The organism is Sporosarcina sp. (genome assembly GCF_029257255.1).
Taxonomy (GTDB): Bacteria; Bacillota; Bacilli; order Bacillales_A; family Planococcaceae; genus Sporosarcina.
Genome location: NZ_JARICI010000026.1, coordinates 15,571 through 35,023, shown reverse-complemented (window position 1 = coordinate 35,023; position 19,453 = coordinate 15,571). Strand labels below are relative to the sequence as shown.

General features: G+C 42.0%; 22 protein-coding genes. 8 read left to right on the top strand and 14 right to left on the bottom strand.

Annotated elements, in window-relative coordinates; all coding sequences use genetic code 11:
- Positions 1–96 precede the first annotated feature (96 nt).
- Entirely contained in the window at positions 97–282 is a 186-nt protein-coding gene (locus tag Q1J64_RS06025; protein WP_301108176.1) for a YlaF family protein, read from the top strand.
- Positions 283–367: 85 nt separating this feature from the next.
- Here the strand turns inward: Q1J64_RS06025 and Q1J64_RS06020 are convergent, their stop codons facing one another.
- Positions 368–1,159 carry an inositol monophosphatase family protein gene (locus tag Q1J64_RS06020; protein WP_301108175.1) on the bottom strand — a complete coding sequence of 264 codons (792 nt, stop codon included), beginning with the start codon at positions 1,157–1,159 and terminating at the stop codon, positions 368–370.
- Positions 1,160–1,312: 153 nt separating this feature from the next.
- A complete protein-coding gene (locus Q1J64_RS06015) occupies positions 1,313–1,513 on the bottom strand; it encodes a YkzI domain-containing protein (protein WP_301108174.1) in 201 nt (66 codons plus the stop codon).
- A gap of 159 nt (positions 1,514–1,672) precedes the next feature.
- On the opposite strand from Q1J64_RS06015, the gene Q1J64_RS06010 reads away from it, so the two are divergent.
- Entirely contained in the window at positions 1,673–2,320 is a 648-nt protein-coding gene (locus Q1J64_RS06010) for a YktB family protein (protein WP_301108173.1), read from the top strand.
- Between the two features lie 38 nt (positions 2,321–2,358).
- On the opposite strand, the gene Q1J64_RS06005 is transcribed toward Q1J64_RS06010, so the two are convergent.
- The 7 genes from Q1J64_RS06005 to Q1J64_RS05975 all read right to left on the bottom strand — a co-directional run bounded on the left by Q1J64_RS06005 (position 2,359) and on the right by Q1J64_RS05975 (position 9,538).
- On the bottom strand, positions 2,359–2,631 hold the full coding sequence (locus Q1J64_RS06005; protein WP_301108172.1) for a UPF0223 family protein: 273 nt from the start codon (positions 2,629–2,631) through the stop codon (positions 2,359–2,361).
- Between the two features lie 11 nt (positions 2,632–2,642).
- Positions 2,643–3,605 (bottom strand): NAD(P)H-dependent flavin oxidoreductase, encoded by a 963-nt coding sequence (locus tag Q1J64_RS06000; protein WP_301108171.1) that lies wholly within the window; start codon positions 3,603–3,605, stop codon positions 2,643–2,645.
- Positions 3,606–3,676: 71 nt separating this feature from the next.
- On the bottom strand, positions 3,677–5,089 hold the full coding sequence (gene lpdA / locus Q1J64_RS05995) for a dihydrolipoyl dehydrogenase (protein ID WP_301108170.1): 1,413 nt from the start codon (positions 5,087–5,089) through the stop codon (positions 3,677–3,679).
- A gap of 5 nt (positions 5,090–5,094) precedes the next feature.
- Complete coding sequence (locus tag Q1J64_RS05990; protein ID WP_301108169.1) at positions 5,095–6,456, bottom strand: dihydrolipoamide acetyltransferase family protein; 1,362 nt, start codon at positions 6,454–6,456, stop codon at positions 5,095–5,097.
- A gap of 72 nt (positions 6,457–6,528) precedes the next feature.
- Entirely contained in the window at positions 6,529–7,506 is a 978-nt protein-coding gene (locus Q1J64_RS05985; protein WP_301108168.1) for an alpha-ketoacid dehydrogenase subunit beta, read from the bottom strand.
- 3 nt (positions 7,507–7,509) lie between these two features.
- Positions 7,510–8,625, bottom strand: coding sequence for a pyruvate dehydrogenase (acetyl-transferring) E1 component subunit alpha (gene pdhA / locus Q1J64_RS05980; protein WP_301108167.1), 1,116 nt, complete (start codon positions 8,623–8,625; stop codon positions 7,510–7,512).
- Between the two features lie 277 nt (positions 8,626–8,902).
- On the bottom strand, positions 8,903–9,538 hold the full coding sequence (locus tag Q1J64_RS05975) for a YkyA family protein (protein ID WP_301108166.1): 636 nt from the start codon (positions 9,536–9,538) through the stop codon (positions 8,903–8,905).
- 109 nt (positions 9,539–9,647) lie between these two features.
- On the opposite strand from Q1J64_RS05975, the gene def reads away from it, so the two are divergent.
- From def to rnjA, 3 genes are all read left to right on the top strand, one after another.
- The gene (gene def / locus Q1J64_RS05970) at positions 9,648–10,205 is read left to right on the top strand and encodes a peptide deformylase (RefSeq protein ID WP_301108165.1); all 558 of its coding nucleotides are present in this window, start codon (positions 9,648–9,650) and stop codon (positions 10,203–10,205) included.
- Positions 10,206–10,447: 242 nt separating this feature from the next.
- Positions 10,448–10,657 (top strand): DNA-dependent RNA polymerase subunit epsilon, encoded by a 210-nt coding sequence (locus Q1J64_RS05965; protein ID WP_301108164.1) that lies wholly within the window; start codon positions 10,448–10,450, stop codon positions 10,655–10,657.
- Positions 10,658–10,660: 3 nt separating this feature from the next.
- The gene (rnjA, locus tag Q1J64_RS05960) at positions 10,661–12,328 is read left to right on the top strand and encodes a ribonuclease J1 (RefSeq protein ID WP_301108163.1); all 1,668 of its coding nucleotides are present in this window, start codon (positions 10,661–10,663) and stop codon (positions 12,326–12,328) included.
- Positions 12,329–13,035: 707 nt separating this feature from the next.
- On the opposite strand, the gene Q1J64_RS05955 is transcribed toward rnjA, so the two are convergent.
- Genes Q1J64_RS05955 through Q1J64_RS05935 form a run of 5 tightly spaced genes read right to left on the bottom strand, consistent with a single transcriptional unit; the run spans position 13,036 to position 17,498 of the window.
- On the bottom strand, positions 13,036–13,695 hold the full coding sequence (locus Q1J64_RS05955) for a potassium channel family protein (protein WP_301108162.1): 660 nt from the start codon (positions 13,693–13,695) through the stop codon (positions 13,036–13,038).
- A 28-nt stretch (positions 13,696–13,723) separates the two neighbouring features.
- Entirely contained in the window at positions 13,724–14,797 is a 1,074-nt protein-coding gene (locus Q1J64_RS05950) for an ABC transporter substrate-binding protein (protein ID WP_301108161.1), read from the bottom strand.
- Entirely contained in the window at positions 14,794–15,594 is an 801-nt protein-coding gene (locus tag Q1J64_RS05945) for an ABC transporter permease (protein ID WP_301108160.1), read from the bottom strand. Before Q1J64_RS05945 ends, Q1J64_RS05950 begins: the two co-directional genes overlap by 4 nt.
- Positions 15,578–16,402: an ABC transporter permease gene (locus tag Q1J64_RS05940; RefSeq protein WP_301108159.1), complete on the bottom strand. Its 825-nt coding sequence runs from the start codon at positions 16,400–16,402 to the stop codon at positions 15,578–15,580. The genes Q1J64_RS05945 and Q1J64_RS05940 overlap by 17 nt, the downstream gene beginning before the upstream one ends.
- A complete protein-coding gene (locus tag Q1J64_RS05935; RefSeq protein WP_301108158.1) occupies positions 16,392–17,498 on the bottom strand; it encodes an ABC transporter ATP-binding protein in 1,107 nt (368 codons plus the stop codon). The genes Q1J64_RS05940 and Q1J64_RS05935 overlap by 11 nt, the downstream gene beginning before the upstream one ends.
- A gap of 200 nt (positions 17,499–17,698) precedes the next feature.
- Here Q1J64_RS05935 and Q1J64_RS05930 point away from each other — a divergent pair, with 200 nt between their 5' ends.
- The 3 genes from Q1J64_RS05930 (at position 17,699) to Q1J64_RS05920 (ending at position 19,257) form a co-directional block, all read left to right on the top strand.
- Positions 17,699–18,001, top strand: coding sequence for a hypothetical protein (locus tag Q1J64_RS05930; RefSeq protein WP_301108157.1), 303 nt, complete (start codon positions 17,699–17,701; stop codon positions 17,999–18,001).
- Positions 18,002–18,175: 174 nt separating this feature from the next.
- Positions 18,176–18,718: a peroxiredoxin gene (locus Q1J64_RS05925; RefSeq protein WP_099688339.1), complete on the top strand. Its 543-nt coding sequence runs from the start codon at positions 18,176–18,178 to the stop codon at positions 18,716–18,718.
- Between the two features lie 83 nt (positions 18,719–18,801).
- The gene (locus Q1J64_RS05920; protein WP_301108156.1) at positions 18,802–19,257 is read left to right on the top strand and encodes a TlpA family protein disulfide reductase; all 456 of its coding nucleotides are present in this window, start codon (positions 18,802–18,804) and stop codon (positions 19,255–19,257) included.
- Positions 19,258–19,453 lie beyond the last annotated feature (196 nt).

Here is a 19,453-nt window from a genome sequence, read left to right as displayed (position 1 = left end):
TCACTCCGTTTATCTTTATTTCAGATGTTCAACTGTGTTATTATAGCACAAGATAGTACAATTCAATAATATTTAATTTTATATGGAGGGATTTTTTTGAAAGACATTAAGTGGATTTTCGTAATTTATTCACTTGCAGCCGTTTTATCTATGTCTGCAATTGGCGTTGGAATAGGCATGCGCAGCATTTTATTAGTCGTTCTTGCCATCGCCGCCCTCATCTTTATTATGGGTAATGGTTTTAAAACAAAAGCACGTATGCGCAGAGAAGGTACTCTTTAAACCCATTTTTATATACAATTTCGTCGAATATATAGGTAAAGGGACTGCAGATTAAACCACATTGGTTTAACAGACAGCCCCTTTTTTATTTTAGTCGGATATAATTTGTCAATATTTCTTTATGCAAGTTTGGTCTTGTCACTATAAATGAGTCCGTACCAAGCAAATGTGGTGTTTCCCCCTGTAAATTCGTAGCCATCGCTCCTACTTCCTGCGCGATGACAATGCCCCCCGCTATATCCCACGGCGCCAAACGCATGGAAATATATGCATCAATTCTTCCAGATGAAACGTAAGCAAGCTCTATTGCAGCTGAACCATAGGAACGCGTCCCCCTGCAGCGAGTGACCAATTCAATGATTTTATCATTATCCACTCTGCCGTTCGGTACTACCCAACTCGCATTGATGCCAATCACCGCTTCTTCGAGAGGCGTAATTTCCAGCTGCGGAAGCCGCTCATCATTAAAGTAGGCGCCCTCGTCTTTTGCTGCATGGTATAAATCATCCGCCATTACATCATATATATAGCCCAGCATCCCCACGCCGTCTACATAAATCCCCAATGAAATCGCAAAGTTTCTTTTTTGATGGATGAAATTCATAGTCCCGTCAATCGGGTCTAAAAACCAAACTATTCCATCTAATGAAGAAATTCGATCTCCAAATCCTTCTTCTGATACAATTTTGTGATCAGGAAAGTCTTCTTTTACACGCTCAATGAAGAATAGTTCCACTTCTTTATCAATATTCGTCACTAAATCGTTGGCATCAGACTTCGAATCAATGTCTATCGTATTAAAAAATGACACACGTATTTTGTGGCCAGCCTCTTTTATCAACGATTTTGCATAGCGATCGATTGCATTAAGATTCATCTTGCCACCTCTTCCCATTCCGACTAGTGCTAGTATAACATAGAGCAGAAGGAACAAAAGAGAAAACGGTTACACCTAATTAAGTAAAAAGGCATCCCGTCACATTTTCTTCAATTCTGAAGGAAATGAGGGATGCCTCTTACTGATTGACTCTCACGCTGTGAAAACATCTAAAGTCTCCAACTCATTATGAATTTCCGCTAAACGCTCTTTACTTTTCTCGACTTGTTTTGTATCTTCTTCTTGCAGTGCATCAAACAGAGTAGCTAATTCGTAATCAAGTTCCAAATGCAGTGTACGGAGATATTCTCTTTCTACGTCTTCTTTACGAATAAAATGAACAACTTGTTTCATGAGTAAGCACCCCTTTAATTAGTATTAGCTGAACTAACCGTCTTATGATAAGGTATGTGAAAATTCCGACTTTAAGTGGTTAGAAGCCTTGTTATTTTAAATTATTCCCCGTTTATTGATAAGATAAACGTAGACATTTCAAACTGGAGGAGAATTTTATTGACTAGTACCTATTGGACAGCAAAGGATTTTGATGTTTTTACGATTGAAGGACTCGAATATCGGATGGAGGCATTGCAGCAAAAAATTCAGCCAAAGTTCAGAGAATTGGGAGACCATTTTTCACACCACCTTTCTGCGCATGGTAAAGGAGAGTTTTTCCCGCACGTCGCGCGACATGCTAGACGGACCGTAAATCCACCTAAAGATAGCTGGGTCGCATTCGCACCCGCAAAGAGAGGATACAAAGCGCTGCCTCACTTTCAGATTGGCTTATGGGGCACTCATTTATTCATCGTGTTGGCAATTATTTATGAAAATCCTGATAAGAAAGGCATTGCCGAACGACTGAAAAAAAATGTAGACGAACTTCTTTTGCTGCCCGACGATTTTATTGTTTCCGGCGATCACATGAAGCCTGAAGCTGAGGCAATCTGTGAAACAAATAAAGATGGACTTGAGAAAATACTGGAACGACTGCAGACTGTCAAAAAGGCAGAGTTCCTTGTAGGGCGTCATCTACCGAAGGAACAAGCAGTCAAAATGACAGAGGAAGAGTTTTATCGCTATGCAGATGATACGTTCAATCGCTTACTTCCAATTTACGATATTGTGATCCATTCTTCCGATTGCTATTCATTAAAATGAAAAAACGATGACCGGAAAATTTCCAGGTCATCGTTTTTTTACATTTTCAACAGATCGCCAGACACACTTTCCTTTGCCAATTTCACGACTTGAAAAGCGACATATCCGCTGCTCTCTTCAAACTCTTTACAGAGCGTTTTTTCTTCTGCCATTGAAGGAACTACTTTTTTAAATAAACGGTAATGATTCATGAATTCTTCTCTTTCAACAGAAGATTCATAGGCCTTCTCTACTTTTGTAAAAAAATCGATTACTTTCACAACTTCGTCAGTCGACCAATCCGCACGCAACGGATACTGATACTCAGCCATCTATTAACCTCCTATACTTCGCCCCATTTTTTTCGTACTGTTTCAGCTTCACTGCGCATGCGGGCAAACAGATCCGCAACTGTCGGGACGTCATCAATCATTCCAGCAATTTGGCCCGCCCAGCCGAAACCTTCCTGCATAGAACCTTCATGAATGAATTTACAGTTAGCTTCCCCGCTAATATAACTTTTTAACCCTTGATAACCCGCACCTTCAGATTCCAATTCTAGAATTTTTGACGTCCAATCATTTGAAAGCGCCCGTGCAGGAGCACCAATTGTCCGCTTGATTACCGCGGTATCTTGCTCAGAACTGGCTAGCAGCGCTTCAATGTAAGCCGGCGATGCATCGACACATTCTTTAGTTGCAATGAAACGTGTGCCCATTTCAATACCTTCAGCACCTAACGCTTGTGCCGCCATCCAGCCACGCCCGTCTCCTATACCACCCGAACCGATAACCGGAATGCTCACAACATCTGCTATACGTGGAATCAACACCATCGTGCCGATGTCATCGCGTCCAAGGTGGCCACCGCCTTCCTGACCAACTGCAATGACAGCATCCGCACCGATTTCTTCAGCTTTTTGCGCCTGCCTTCTTGCAGCCACCAACACCAGCTTTTTCACAGTAGTTCCTTTCAGCATATCAAATAGAGGCGCTGGATTTCCACCCGTTACAGAGATAATCTCTACATTTTCTTCGAGAGCAGCTTCCACCATCGCTTCAAACGATCGGCCGTGGTTGCCAATTGCGAAGTTCACACCAAATGGTTTAGCAGTCTTCTGCTGCACTCTATGAATCTCCTGCTTTAATGATTCTGGTGAAGGCAAACTCATAGCAGTTATCTGCCCCAGCCCGCCAGCTTCAGACACTGCTGCAGCAAGATCGGCGTATGCTAAGTATGCAAGTCCTCCCTGCACAATCGGATAATCGATCCCGAATAACTCTGTCACTCTTGTATTCCAGTTCAAGATCTCACTCCTTCTCCATTTAAAAACAACCCATGAGAAGTAATTCCCATGGGCTGTTATATCATGTTGTTTTATTTTGTCATCATGTGGATCGGTTTACCAAGAGCAACTTCAGCTGCTTCCATGGAAATTTCACCTAATGTAGGGTGTGCGTGGATCGTCATAGAGACATCTTCAAGTGTCATGCCTGCTTCAATGGCTAAGCCCATTTCAGCAATCATGTCAGATGCATTTTCTCCAACGATTTGTGCTCCTAGAAGCAATCCATCTTCCTTGCGTGCAACCAGCTTCACAAAGCCTTCTGTTGCATCCAATGAAAGCGCACGGCCATTAGCTGCGAACGGGAATTTACCGCTCACTACTTCATAACCTTCGTCTTTAGCCTGTTGTTCATTCAGACCAACTGTTGCAAGTTCCGGATCAGTAAAGCAGACAGCAGGAATTGCCATGTAGTCCACTTCAGACTTTTCTCCAGAGATTGCTTCAGCAGCAACTTTCGCCTCGTAAGAAGCTTTGTGTGCAAGCTGAGGACCTGCAACGATATCACCGATTGCATATACATTCGGTACGTTCGTACGGCACTGCTTGTCTACTTCTATAAGACCGCGGTCAGTCATCTTCAAGCCAAGTCCTTCAAGACCGATTTCGTCTGTGTTCGGACGACGTCCAACTGTCACTAAACAGTAGTCCGCTTCAACTTTCACTTCTTCACCTTTTGCTTCATACGTAACGACAACGCCGTCTTTTGTTTCTTCAACGCCTTTTGCAGATGCTTTCACAACTACTTCAACGCCTTTTTTCTTAAGGCCCTTTTTAACGATTTGCGTCATTTGTTTTTCAAAGCCCGCAAGAATATCGTCAGCACCTTCAAGAATCGTAACTTCAGAACCGAGGTTCGCATAAGCAGAACCAAGCTCAGTTCCGATGTATCCGCCGCCGACTACTACTAACTTCTTAGGTAGTTCCTTCAATGCAAGTGCACCTGTAGAGTTGATAACACGGTCAGTGAATTTGAAAGATGGAATTTCAACAGGACGTGCACCCGTTGCAATAATCACGTTATTGAATTTATATGTCTGGGCAGATTTCTCCGTCATAACGCGTACAGTATTCGCATCAACAAAATATGCTTCTCCGCTTACTGTTTCCACTTTATTCCCTTTCAACAGACCTTCAACGCCACCTGTCAATTTAGAAACTACACCTTCTTTAAACTTCATTGCTTTAGAGAAGTCGAGTTTGACAGATTCCGCAGTGATTCCCATAGTATCAGACTCTTGAGCTGCTACTAAACGGTGTCCTACAGAGATCAATGCTTTGGACGGAATACATCCAACGTTCAAACAAACGCCGCCAATCGTATTTTTTTCTACAATCGTAACCTTCTGTCCAAGTTGTGCTGCTCGGATTGCTGCAACATATCCTCCTGGGCCTGAACCTACTACGAGTGTATCTACTTCAATTGGAAAATCTCCTACTACCATGTGCTTTACGCCTCCATTAATAAAAGTGATGGGTTACCTAGTAATTCCTTAAGATAGTTTAACGCTAATTGACCCGTTACGCCATCAATTACTCGGTGATCGAACACCAAAGATAATGCTAACATAGGTGCGGCTACAATTTCACCATTTTTCACAACAGGTTTCTCAGAAATTCTTCCGACACCTAGAATTGCTACTTCAGGGTGATTAATAATTGGAGTGAACCACAGTCCTCCAGCAGAACCGATATTCGTGATCGTACATGATGCATCCTTCATTTCTGCGGCTTGAAGTTTTCCATCACGTGCTTTTCCAGCCAGTTCATTCACTTCATTTGAAATATGGAATACGGATTTACGATCTGCATTTTTCACGACCGGCACCATCAGGCCTCGATCTGTGTCTGCAGCGATTCCGATATTGTAATAATGTTTCTGAATTAATTCATCTGTCGCATCGTCCAGTGATGTATTTAACTGCGGGAATTCACGGAGCGTGGCAACCAGTGCTTTCACTACATATGGCAAGTACGTTAATTTAATATCGCGTTCTGCCGCAATCGCCTTGAATTCTTTACGATGTGCTACAAGCGCCGTGACATCTACTTCATCAAGCAATGTGACGTGAGCTGCTGTATGCTTCGAATTTGACATCGCTTTTGAAATAGCTTTTCGCATAGGAGAAAGCTTTTCGCGTGTTTCCGGGAATTCTCCTTCAAATACAGGTTGATTAGGAGCTGTTGTTTCTTCAGCTGTTTGACCGGATATTTCCTGAGTTTTAGCTGTTTCAGAAACCACCTGCTGCCCACCTGATTTGAATGTATCGATATCTTCCTTCAATACTCTGCCATTTTTCCCGCTTCCCGCCACTTGTGCAATCGTAACGTTTTGTTCTCTTGCATATTTACGTACTGACGGCATCGCAATAACTCTGCGGTTTTCATCTGGGCTGTCGGCTGGTTTCACAGTTGCTTCCGGCTTGGAATCAAGCTGTTCATCAGCTGGCTGATCAGGTTTCTTAGCCCCTTCTACACCAACTGTTTCCTGCACTTGCTCATGCGATTTTTCTGCACTTTCTTCTGTAGATGAATCTGAACTATCGCCATCTTCGTGATCAGGAATATCATGGTCCGGTGCATCGAAACGAACTAACTTATCTCCAACTACAGCCACCGTACCTTCGCTGACATAAATTTCTTCAATAGTCCCTGAAACAGGGGATGGTATTTCTACAACTGCTTTATCGTTCTGAACCTCTAATAGCGTATCATCTTCCTGAATTGTATCGCCGGCTTTAACAAACCACTTTACGATCTCACCTTCATGTATACCTTCTCCAATGTCTGGTAAACGAAATTCATAGGTCACGTAATTCACCCTTTCTGGATTATCCAGCATTCACTTCCAATCAACTTCATTCGAAATGAACACTGGACTCAATTAAAATGTTAGGACTTCTTTTGCTTTCGCTGCAATATCTTTAGCGTTTGGCAACCAAGTGTTTTCACCGGCAGCAAATGGATACACTGTATCTGGAGCTGTTACCCGTAAAACAGGTGCTTCTAAACTTAAGATTGCGCGTTCAGTAATTTCCGCCACTACGTTCGCAGCGATTCCTGCTTGACGCTGTGCTTCTTGTACAACTATTGCACGGTTTGTTTTTTCTACTGATTTAATGATAGTTTCTACGTCTAACGGCTGAATAGTGCGCAAGTCGATTACTTCAACTGAGTAATCTTCTTTTTCTAATGCTTCTGCCGCCTTCAAACTTTCTTGAACCATCGCACCGTATGCAATGATCGTCAAATCTGTTCCTTCGCGCTTCACATCTGCTTTACCTAAAGGAATCGTATACTCCTCTTCAGGAACTTCCTGTCTAAATGAACGGTATAATTTCATATGCTCTAGGAAAATTACAGGATTATCATCTTTTATTGCTGAAATGAGCAATCCTTTTGCATCGTACGGAGTCGAAGGAATAACTACAGTCAGACCTGGCTGTGAAGCTACAATTCCTTCCAAACTGTCCGCGTGCATTTCAGGAGTCGCTACACCACCGCCAAATGGCGCACGGATTGTAACCGGTGCGTTAAAATGACCGCCAGTTCTGAAGCTCATTCTCGCCATCTGTCCGCTAACGGAATCCAGTACTTCGAATAAAAATCCAAAGAATTGAATTTCCATAATAGGACGGAAGCCGGTTAATGCTAAACCAATTGCCAGTCCGCCGATACCGGATTCTGCAAGTGGCGTATCAAATACACGGTCTTCCCCAAATTCTTTATGAAGACCTTCCGTCGCACGGAAGACACCTCCGTTTGCGCCTACGTCCTCCCCGAATAGTAAGACTTTTTCATCGTTTTTCAGTTCTGTACGAAGCGCATCTGTGATCGCTTGAATCATTGTCATCTGTGCCATTGGTCAATTCGACTCCTTTCGTGCGTACTCATCTGCTTGTTCTTGTAAGTTAAATGGCATATCGCCTTTATACATAATTTTCATAAAGTCAGTTGCTTTTTGCTTAGGTGCTGCATCAGCTTTCTTTATAGCTTCTTTAATTTCTTCTTTTGCACGTTCAATCACTTTTTCTTCTTGTTCTTTAGACCAGATGCCCTTTCCTTCCAAATACGCTCTGAAACGGACGATTGGATCTTTCTTTTCCCATGCATCATCGATATCAGAAGTACGGTAACGTGTCGGGTCATCCCCAGCCATTGTATGTGGACCATAGCGGTAACACATTGTTTCAATAAGTGTCGGTCCGTCTCCATTGACCGCCCGCTGCCTTGCATCACGAGTCGCTACGTATACTGCTAGCGGATCCATCCCGTCTACAAGTACACTCGGCACACCTGCTGCCACACCTTTTTGCGCTAATGTTTTAGCTGCAGTCTGTACATCAACATGAGTGGAAATCGCATATTGGTTGTTCTGAATAATGAAGATCGCAGGCACCTTGTAAGCTCCCGCAAAGTTCAATCCCTCATAGAAGTCACCTTGAGATGTTCCGCCGTCACCTGTATAAGTGATAACAACTGATTTTTGCCCTTTTTTCTTAAAGCCCAGCCCAACACCAGCTGCTTGAATATATTGTGCACCAATTATGATCTGTGGAGGGAAGATATTTAAACCATCAGGAAGAATACTGCCTTCATAGTGTCCTCTTGACCAAAGGAAAGCCATTTCCAGCGGCCAGCCGTGGAATAGAAGCTGAGGAACATCACGATAACCAGGAAGAATAAAGTCATCCTTTTCCAACACATACTGAGATGCGAGCTGTGAAGCTTCCTGCCCTGCAGTTGGCGCATAGAAACCTAACCGCCCCTGTCTATTCAATGAAATAGAACGCTGATCCAAAATTCTTGTATACACCATGCGATCCATTAACTCGACTAATTCATCATCAGAAAGTTTCGGATCTAAGTCTTTATCAACAATTTTTCCTTCTTCATTAAGAATTTGTACCATTTCAAATTGGCTTTCAATCAATTGAAGCGCTTTCACTGGATCATACTGATTTCCTTTTTTAGCTACCATATCTTGATCTCTCCTTCATATCTGTATTATACTATTTTCGAATAAAATTAATACAACGTGGTATATTTTTAAGTATACTCAAAACTGAGCGCATGGTCAACCATTGTAATAACAGAGTTTTAGTAATTAAACACTGTTTCACAAAAAAACACTGTACTAACACAATATCGAAACTGTAATGGTACAGTTCTTCCGTGTTCACTGTTTTTCCTATTACATCTACTTCCCTTAACTCCATAAAAAAGTAGGGAGAAACCCTCCCTACTCTTTACTTTCCTTAATCTACGTCTTCTAAACTTTCCAAGACACGCGTTCCTAACCGATTAACCTCAGCAGTCGAAGCATTAAACTCTTCAACCGACAACTGAACCGTAACAGCCAATTCGTTTATTTCTTTCACTTTTTTCTGAAGTTGACTCGCACGAACCTCCCGATCCTCTAATTGAGTATATAATTGAGTTTGTGCATCAATTAGGTTTTTATAATCCAATATAAATTTTTCATGCAAAGTATATCGCTCTTCCAGAGTCGCAAGCATTTTCTCAGTTTTTTTCTTATCTTCGCGTTTTAACGTCTTCAGCAAATCCGCTACTTCGTTCGTTTCATCTCTCGCCTCGCTGACAGTCATCTCTTCTTTTTCTATCATTTCTGTTCTGTTCCTGGCTGATTTTTTTAATGAAGCGACCTGCTTTTTCACTTCAGGATATTGGTCCTGCGTCAGCTCCATCGTTTTAGCAAATATTTTTTGCTCTTTCTCTTCCTGCTGATTCAGCTTCTTTACAACGCTCAGACTTTGCGATTCCTTTTCATTAATCACAGCAAGTGCATCTGTCAACCGCTGTCTTTCTGAAGTTTCATTGGAACAAGCCACCAGTATAAGCGCAACTGAAAAAAATACTAAGATGTTCTTCAAAATAAAACCTCCTATTAAATGCGTACATTTCCCTTTAACCATTTTTACGCTTCGTTTATACTTAACATATACTATCTAATAGCCACCATATCCGAAGGGAAGAATAAAAATGATTTTAATGAATGATATTATACGTGAAGGGCACCCTACATTGCGCGTTAAAGCAAAAGAGATGTCCTTTCCATTAAGTACAGAAGACCGCCAGTTATGTGACGACCTACTTGAATATATCGTCAACAGTCAGGATGATGAGCTATGCGAAAAATACAACCTGCGCTCAGGAATTGGCTTGGCAGCACCGCAAGTGAACGTTTCAAAAAGAGTTTTTGCCCTGCATATTCCAGATGAAGAGCCACCGCTGACGAACTTTATTGCCATTAACCCGAAGATTATCAGTCATTCTGTAGAAAAAACGTATCTGTCATCCGGCGAAGGCTGTCTGTCAGTCGATCGTGATGTAGAGGGATATGTACCTCGCTATTCACGAATTACAATTAAAGCTTATGATAAGGAAGGCAACCAAATAAAGAAACGTCTTAAAGGTTTGCCTGCTATTGCATTCCAGCACGAGTTGGATCACTTAAACGGCATCATGTTCTATGACCATATCGACGAAAGTGCTCCTTACAAGGATATCGATGGAGCTACGCCATTCGAAAGAGAGTAAAGGAAAAAACCTTGACAGATCAACAGAATTATGGTACACTCTTGTCAAGGAGTGATGACGCCATGTACAAACGTCTGAAACGTAAATTACTTAGACGACTTAATGGCCTGCTCGGTAAAAAGACGATTGCTTAGATATTTACGCCTGCCAAGTAAATTGGTGGGCTTTTCTTTATTTTAAAGCGGTTAAATGCTATTATTGAAAATATATCTTATATCGAACGAAAAAAAGGAGAGTTCACTATGATTTTTAAAGTTTATTACCATGAAAACGTACACCAAGTTCCAGTCCGCGAAAACACACAAAGTATGTACGTAGAAGCAGAAACAGAGAAAGCAGTGCGCGATCAGTTACAAGATCGTAAAATTATGATTGAATTTATTCAGAAGCTGGAAGGCGAGCATTTAGAGTATGAACAAGCTTCTCCGCACTTCCAGGTTGAGCAGGTCTAATTTATGAAATCGATTAAAAATAACGAAACAGCCGTTTTTGCTCTAGGCGGACTAGGTGAAATCGGTAAGAATACGTATTGTGTGCAATTCCAAGATGAACTTATCATCATTGATGCCGGAATTAAATTTCCTGAAGATGAACTGTTGGGCATTGACTATGTCATTCCAGATTACACATATCTTGAACGCAATGTCGACAAAATCAAAGGACTTTTCATCACACACGGACACGAAGACCATATCGGCGGTATTCCTTATCTTCTGAAAAAGATAAATATCCCGGTATACGGCGGGAAGCTCGCCATTGGATTATTACGCAATAAACTGGAAGAACACGGTTTACTACGCACAACAAAACTTCATGAAATAGAGGAAGATGATTTCATAAAGTTCCGTAAAACGTCCGTCTCTTTCTTCCGAACGACACACAGTATTCCCGACGCATACGGAGTCGTAGTAAAGACACCATCAGGAAATATTGTTCATACAGGCGACTTTAAATTCGACTTTACACCTGTAGGCGAACCTGCCAACTTGCATAAGATGGCTAAAATTGGCAGTGAAGGTGTGCTGTGCCTTCTTTCCGACAGTACAAATGCTGAAATTCCGAACTTTACAATGTCCGAAAGAAAAGTCGGCGATAGTCTGAACGATATCTTCCGTACAGTAGACGGCCGTATTATTTTCGCGACGTTTGCATCGAACATTCACCGTTTGCAGCAAGTAATTGAAGCAGCACAGAATTTCGACCGCAAAGTTGCTATCTTCGGACGAAGTATGGATAACGCAATTACAATTGGACGGGAACTCGGTTACATTGACGCACCGAAAGACTTATTCGTTGATGCACAGTCCCTCAATCGTCTTCCAGCTAACAAAGTCATGATTCTATGTACAGGAAGCCAGGGAGAACCTATGGCTGCTCTGTCACGTATTGCTAACGGTACACACAGACAAGTACAGATACAGCCGGGAGATACGGTAATCTTTTCTTCCTCCCCAATCCCAGGCAACACGCTTAGTGTAAATAAAACAATTAACTCCCTGTTCCGTGCAGGTGCTGAAGTAATTCACGGGCCATTGAACAATATCCATACATCAGGTCACGGTTCACAGGAAGAACAAAAACTGATGCTGCGTCTTATTAAACCAAAGTACTTTATGCCGATTCACGGTGAGTACCGAATGATGAGTATGCACTCAGAACTCGCTGTCGATTGTGATGTAGAACCGGATAATATCTTTATTATGGGGAATGGCGATGTGCTTGCACTTACAGGCGATTCTGCAAGGCTTGCAGGCCGTGTACCTTCCGGTGATGTTTATATTGACGGAAGCGGTATTGGTGATATTGGAAACGTTGTACTGCGCGATCGTCGAATTCTATCAGAAGACGGATTAGTTATTGTCGTAGCTACTATAGATACAAAGAAAAACAGACTAGTATCCGGTCCGGATTTGATTTCCCGTGGATTCGTTTACATGCGCGAATCAGGAGCGATGATCAACGAAGCACAGTATATGCTGTCTAAGACATTGCAACGTAAACTGGCAAGTAAGCCCGACTCCGTTAATCAACTGAAGAGTGAAATTATAGATACACTGGTTCCATATCTTTACGAGAAGACGAAGCGTAAGCCAATGATTCTTCCAGTCATTATGGAATTGTAAAAGAAACACAAAAAGCAAGTGCGAATATGCACTTGCTTTTTTTGCTTTTCATCAAATTGTGTTCAGTTTTGCAACTTAGAATTAATATGTATGGACCCGTTGCACAAATTAGCAATAGGTATGAATGTAGTGTGAGTTTGCAGTTTAAACCCGCTTCGGCGCTGGGGGATTGCCTTACGCTATGAGCCAGCTGGCAAAGAACGTACATCACTGCCTTAATTTCTGAAAGAACCAGAAATACGGCAAATCGAATCCTTCGCAGTTCGATTAGCAACGGCCGACCCCGCAGTTGTGCCTTCGCTGGTTTGTAAAGGTATCATTCCTTTAGGTTCAAACTGGTTGTAATTCATTTTTTCTCTAGGCGAATGTTGCGTAAGACACTTTACCATTACCGTAGACTTAAATGATATGTTCAAACTGCCACTCACATAAAAAGTATTGAAACACCACCCAGTGTACCGGAGTGGAAGGCGGCGACTCGGGGAGGATCAGCCCGATAGGATGAGACAACTAAAGGGAGCGAAGCGACCAGTTGGCTCACCGAGGGCCCTCCCGAAAGCGTCCGCCTGGAACGCAGGGAAACGGCCTCTTTCCACTTAACCATCTTTCACACACACTATAATAAGCCCAGACAGCAATACAACAGGTTGGCACTTGTTGTTTAAACATCCACCAGTAGTATCTCGAGGCCTAAAACTCTATTTCAATTAATGCAATGCTTTACGCTCAAACCGATGGATGTCCAAATCAGAACCTATGACGATCAATACGTCATTCACTTCAATTTGCTCAATCGCTTGCGGTGATACCAAAATATGCGTACCCCGTTTAATAGCAACGATGTTGACACCGAACTTTGCACGAATATCCAAATCGATCAAAGAAGAACCGGCGATATGATCATTCGCCTGAATCTCCACGATAGAATACTCGTCAGACAGCTCCAAGTAATCCAAAATGTTATTCGACACCAAATTATTCGCAATCCGTTTCCCCATATCCCGTTCAGGATGGACGACCTGATCTGCTCCAATTTTCCGCAGCACTTTTTCATGATAATCATTTTGTGCTTTCACGGTAATTCGCGGCACACCTATTTCCTTCAAAATCAACGTTGTCAGGATACTAGACTGTATATTCTCCCCGATCGCAATCACCACATGCTCAAAATTCCGAATACCTAAAGACCGTAAAGCCGCTTCATCTGTCGTATCAACGGCTACTGCCTGCGTAGCGATGTTCGCATACTCTTCTACGCGTTCCTGTGAAATATCAATTGCCATGACATCTGCTTCCAGCTCAATCAGTTCTTTGACGATACTGCCACCAAACCGTCCAAGACCGATCACCACGAATTCTTTTTTCATCACATTGCTCCTCACATTAGGGTCTCAGTTATCGCAATCCCATCTTAAATTTCAGGAATAACTCATTATACACTCCCAGTGTCTCTAAACCTAAATTTTCATAAACTTCGAGATTTTCCCTCGCCTCTTCGTCGGGATAAAAACGTTCATCATTTACCGTTTCTTCATCCATGAAAGCAAGAGCTGCCTTATTAGGTGTGGAATAGCCTACATACTCAGCATTTTGCGCAGCCACTTCCGGTTCCAGCATAAAGTTAATGAATTTATAGGCACCCTCGATATTTTTGGCGGTTCTCGGAATCACAATATTGTCGAACCATAAGTTTGACCCTTCTTTGGGCACAACATAATCGATATCTTCATTTTCCGAGATCATATCCGCCGCCTGCCCTGACCAAGTTAACGCCACGGACGCTTCATTATTAATCATCAGCTGTGTCACTTCATCACCGATTACTGCTTTCACATTAGGCCCCATCGTTTCCAGTTTATCCGATGCCTCTTTTAATTCTTGCAGGCTGGTAGAGTTCAGTGAATAGCCACGTGAGTTCAATACGACTCCAAGAACTTCTCTCGCACTGTCTACGATAATCAGTCTCTGTTTTAGAGATGCATCCCACAAGCTTTCCCAACTTTCAAAAGTCTGACCTTCCAAAAGCGATTGATTAAAAGCGATGCCTACCGTTCCCCAAAAGTAAGGAATAGAATACGTGTTGTCTGTATCAAAAGGTAAATTCATAAAATAGGGATCGATATTTTTGATATTTGGAATCTTACTGAAATCCAAAGGAATCAGCAGTTCCTTGTCCTCCATCATTTGAACAGCATATTCAGAAGGAACCGATAGATCGTAAGAGGTTCCCCCCTGCTCGATTTTCCCCATCATGCCTTCATTCGAATCAAAGGTTTCATAGATGACTTTGATCCCTTCACGCTCTTCAAACTGCACCAGAAGGTCGGGATCGATATACTCGCCCCAGTTATAAACTGTAATCGTATCTTTTCCAGCACTACCTGTTTTATGTTCCAGCTGGTAATTGGTAAATAGTAAAGCGCAAGAAATGAGCAGAATAACTGCAGCACTGCTAATAAGTCCCTTCATCGCTTCACCCCCTGATTAGATGACTTTGTCCGGTTACCGATCATATAATAACCAAGCACCAAGAACATTGTGATGACGAAAATCAAGCCTGACAGCGCATTAATCGTTAACGTAATACCTGTACGGGCCATAGAGTAAATTTCTACGGACAGGGTAGAAAAGCCATTTCCTGTGACGAAGAAAGTTACCGCAAAATCATCCAGTGAATAAGTCAATGCCAAAAAGAATCCGGCGAAAATACCCGGCTTTATATAAGGAAGCACAACACGCGTCAACACATCTTTGCGAGATGCGCCGAGGTCAAGAGCTGCGTCCACTAATGTCGTGCTCATCTCAAATAGCTTCGGCAGCACCATAATCACTACAATCGGAATACTGAACGCAATATGTGAAATCAGTACAGATGCAAAACCGAGTTTCACGCCAATTAAGGTAAATAAAATTAGGAATGAAGCGCCTATAATTACATCTGGACTGACAATTAAAATATTATTGAGTGACAGAATCGTCTGGCGCATAGATTTATTACGCATGAAGTAAATCGCAAGTGCACCGATCACACCAATCGTTGTCGACAGGAGAGCAGACAGCAATGCGATGATGACGGTGTTCATGACAATGATCAGCAAACGCGTATCCTGAAAGACAGCTTGGTAGTGTTCTAATGTAAAGGATTCAAATTTCGACATGCCGCCACCCGAGTTGAATGAGTAGTAAATCAAATAAAAGATCGGAGTATACAAAATTAGAAAAACGGCCGCCAGATAGATTTTTGGCAGACTACTTAACTTTCCCATTTGTATTACCTCCTTTCTCTTTTCCGGATGTAAGCGCCATAATTAAGAACATGAAAATGATTAGGAATACGGCAATCGTGGAACCCATCCCCCAGTTTTGTGTGACCAGAAACTGCTGTTCAATCGCCGTTCCGAGAGTAAGAACTGTATTCCCTGCAATCAACCGTGTGATCATGAACAAAGACAGCGCTGGAATGAATACGACTTGCACGCCCGATTTCACTCCATCAATCGTCATCGGCCAGATCACCCGCTTAAATGTTACCCACGCATTCGCACCCAAATCTTTTGAGGCATCAAGCAGTGCCGGATTAATTTTATCCAGGGAGTTAAAAATCGGTAAAATCATAAACGGAATGAAAATATAAACAGAGACAAAAACAAAACTAAAGTCAGTAAACAGGATTTGCTGACTTCCGATCCCAATCGTCTCTAAAAAGGCATTAATCGGTCCATACAGTCCCATCAATCCAATGAATGCATACGTCTTCAGCAATAAATTAATCCAGGAAGGAATGATGATCAGCAATAGCCATAACCGTTTATGTCTGGTTTTCGTTAAAAAATAGGCTGTCGGATACGATATGAGTAGTGAAAAGAACGTAATCAAAAACGCATACCAGAACGAACTCATCGTCAGTTTAAAATAGACGGACGTGAAAAAGTTTCGATAATTGCCGAGCGTCAGGTTCCCTGATAAATCGAAAAAGGAATAATAGACAACGACCGCTATTGGCGCCAGTACAAAAAGCAGCATCCACACAGCATACGGTACGGCAAAGACAAAGCGCAGCGGATTATTCTTCATCTTCCGCCACTCCAAACGACTCAAGACGCGCATCGAAATCTTCTTCTGATTCATTCAAACGCATGACATGAATATCAACCGGCGCAAAATCCAAGCCAATCATCGTGCCGACATCCGCTGGCTTCGTTGAATGGACAAGCCACTCATTGCCGTCCGCATCATATGTAGACAGTTCATAATGGACTCCTCTGAACAATTGCGTATCCACCGTGACGCTCAGTTTCCCCTGCTCAAGTGTAGTCATTTCCAAGTCTTCAGGACGGATCACAATATCCACTTTTTCATTGGGATAAAATCCGCCATCAACACATTGAAATTGTTTTCCGGTAAACTCTACGAGATAATCTTCTACGATACGGCCCGTCACAATATTCGATTCTCCAATGAAATCAGCAACAAACCGGTTGATCGGTTCATCGTAAATATCAATAGGTGTTCCGGATTGTTGTATTTCCCCATGGTTCATAACAAAAATTTCATCTGACATGGCAAGAGCTTCTTCTTGGTCATGTGTGACGAAAACGAAGGTTTTTCCCAATCGTTGTTGCAGTTCCCGCAGTTCATACTGCATCGCTGAACGCAGCTTCAGATCAAGTGCAGATAACGGTTCATCTAATAGAATTACTTCTGGATCATTAATAATCGCACGCGCAATCGCTACCCGCTGACGCTGGCCACCTGACATTTCCGTTATTTCGCGGGATTCATAGCCTTCTAAGTTGACGAATTTCAGCGCTTCTTTGACTCTGCGGTCGATGTCATTCTTTTTCACTTTTTTAATGCGCAGGCCAAATGCGACGTTTTCATAAACATTTAGATGAGGAAACAGTGCATAATCCTGGAATACGGTGTTAACTTGCCGTTCATTTGCGGGTACAGAGTTAATTTTCTTTCCATTAAAGAAAATGTTTCCGTCTGTCGCTTCCGTGAAGCCTGCAATCAGACGCAAAATAGTGGTTTTTCCGCACCCTGAAGGACCGAGTAATGTATAGAACTTCCCCCGCTCCATTTCAAATGAAACGCGGTCAAGAACAGTCGTTGATTCATTGTATCGTTTCGTAACATTTTCAAAGCGTATAATCGGTTGATTGGTCAATATGATTCCTCCCTGCATTGACATAAAGTCGAGTACTTCAATTGAAGTCTTGTAAACTTAATCATTATACACAAAACGCCCGTTAAAGCAAATAAAGTCTTGTATTCGAGCCGAAATTTACTTACGGGAAAATAGTCGTGAAAATTGTTTTTTCATGTTTGTCATAGTAAAATGAAACCACCTATTAAGGAGGGATTGAGTTGGAAGACCACTTGTTTTTTTATTTGGACTCTGATGCCAAGCGGAATCGAAAATTAGAATCATCTACAAGAGAAAATCATCTTGAAGGGATTTTCCTGATGAATAATAAAAAGATCCGCACATGGAAAGAGATGGCTTCTCATTGTGTTGAATGTATGGAGCCGCTCCATTACAGCGAAGAGTTTGACGCACGTTATTGTAAAGATTGTGATGAGTGGCGCGAAATGATTTGTGATCCAAATTGCGAAACGTGTCAAACACGTCCTTTAAAACCTTCTGACTGCCAACAAGACTTTGAGTAAACTATAAAATAGTTTACCCGAATCTTTTACATACAAGACTTTTTATTGTTTTAATAATTATTATTATCTTCAAATCATTCAAATTGTAATTCATTCCAATATTTGATATTCTAGATTAGAATTGTGCAACACAGATTTGGTTCTGCACAATAGATAATTGGAGGGATTTATATTATGGCTGAACGTATGGTAGGTAAACAAGCTCCCGATTTCACAATGGAAGCAGTATTAGCTGACAAATCATTTGGTAAAGTAAGTTTGCAAGACAACATTAAAAATGACAAATGGACAGTGCTTTTCTTCTATCCAATGGACTTCACATTCGTATGTCCGACTGAAATCACAGCAATGTCTGACCGCTATGATGAGTTCGAAGACTTAGATGCAGAAGTAATCGGTGTTTCTACTGATACAATCCATACACACCTTGCATGGATCAACACAGACCGTAAAGACAATGGTCTTGAGCAATTGAAATACCCATTGGCTGCTGATACGAATCACTCTGTATCACGCGAATACGGCGTATTGATCGAAGAAGAAGGAATCGCATTGCGCGGTCTTTACATCATTAACCCTGAAGGAGAACTTCAGTATCAGACAGTTTTCCATAACAACATCGGGCGTGACGTGGATGAGACACTACGTGTACTTCAAGCATTGCAAACTGGCGGCCTTTGCCCTGCAAACTGGCGCCCAGGTCAAAAAACACTTTAATTTTGCACAAGCGTCCCCACGTATTACATTACAGTGGGGATTTTTTATCATTATATTATCCAATTAGCTAGGAGGAACTCTTTATGAAATTACGTACACCAATGCCTGAACTTGAAGGCGCAACAGCTTGGTTAAACGGCGAAACTTCTAAATCTGAATTGGTTGGTGAAAAACCGACACTAATTCATTTCTGGTCTATAAGCTGCCATCTTTGTAAAGAAGCTATGCCAGATGTGAACAACTTCAGAGATAAGTATAAAGACGAATTAAACGTAGTGGCTGTACATATGCCGCGTTCAGAAGACGATTTAGATCTTGATCAGATCAAAAAAGTAGCCGCTGAACATGACATCACGCAGAATATCTTCGTAGACAGCGAATTAAAACTGAATGACGCATTTGAAAACCAATACGTACCTGCGTACTACGTATTCGACAAAGACGGTCAGCTCCGCCACTTCCAAGCAGGCGGCAGCGGCATGAAGATGCTGGAAAAACGCGTTAACCGAGTATTAGACGAAATGAAAAAAGAAGATTAATTGCGAAGCGGCTCCTTTGGAAGGGGTCGTTTTTTATTGGAGTAAAATTTGATTTGCAAATAGAGATCATTTCCCTGCATTTCAGGCGGACGAGTTCTGCAGGCCCGCGAAAATCGTCACATCTGTAAAAGAGATCCTAGACTACAGACACAGTCCGGCCTACTCCCCAAAGATATTTTAACTATTTATTCGTACA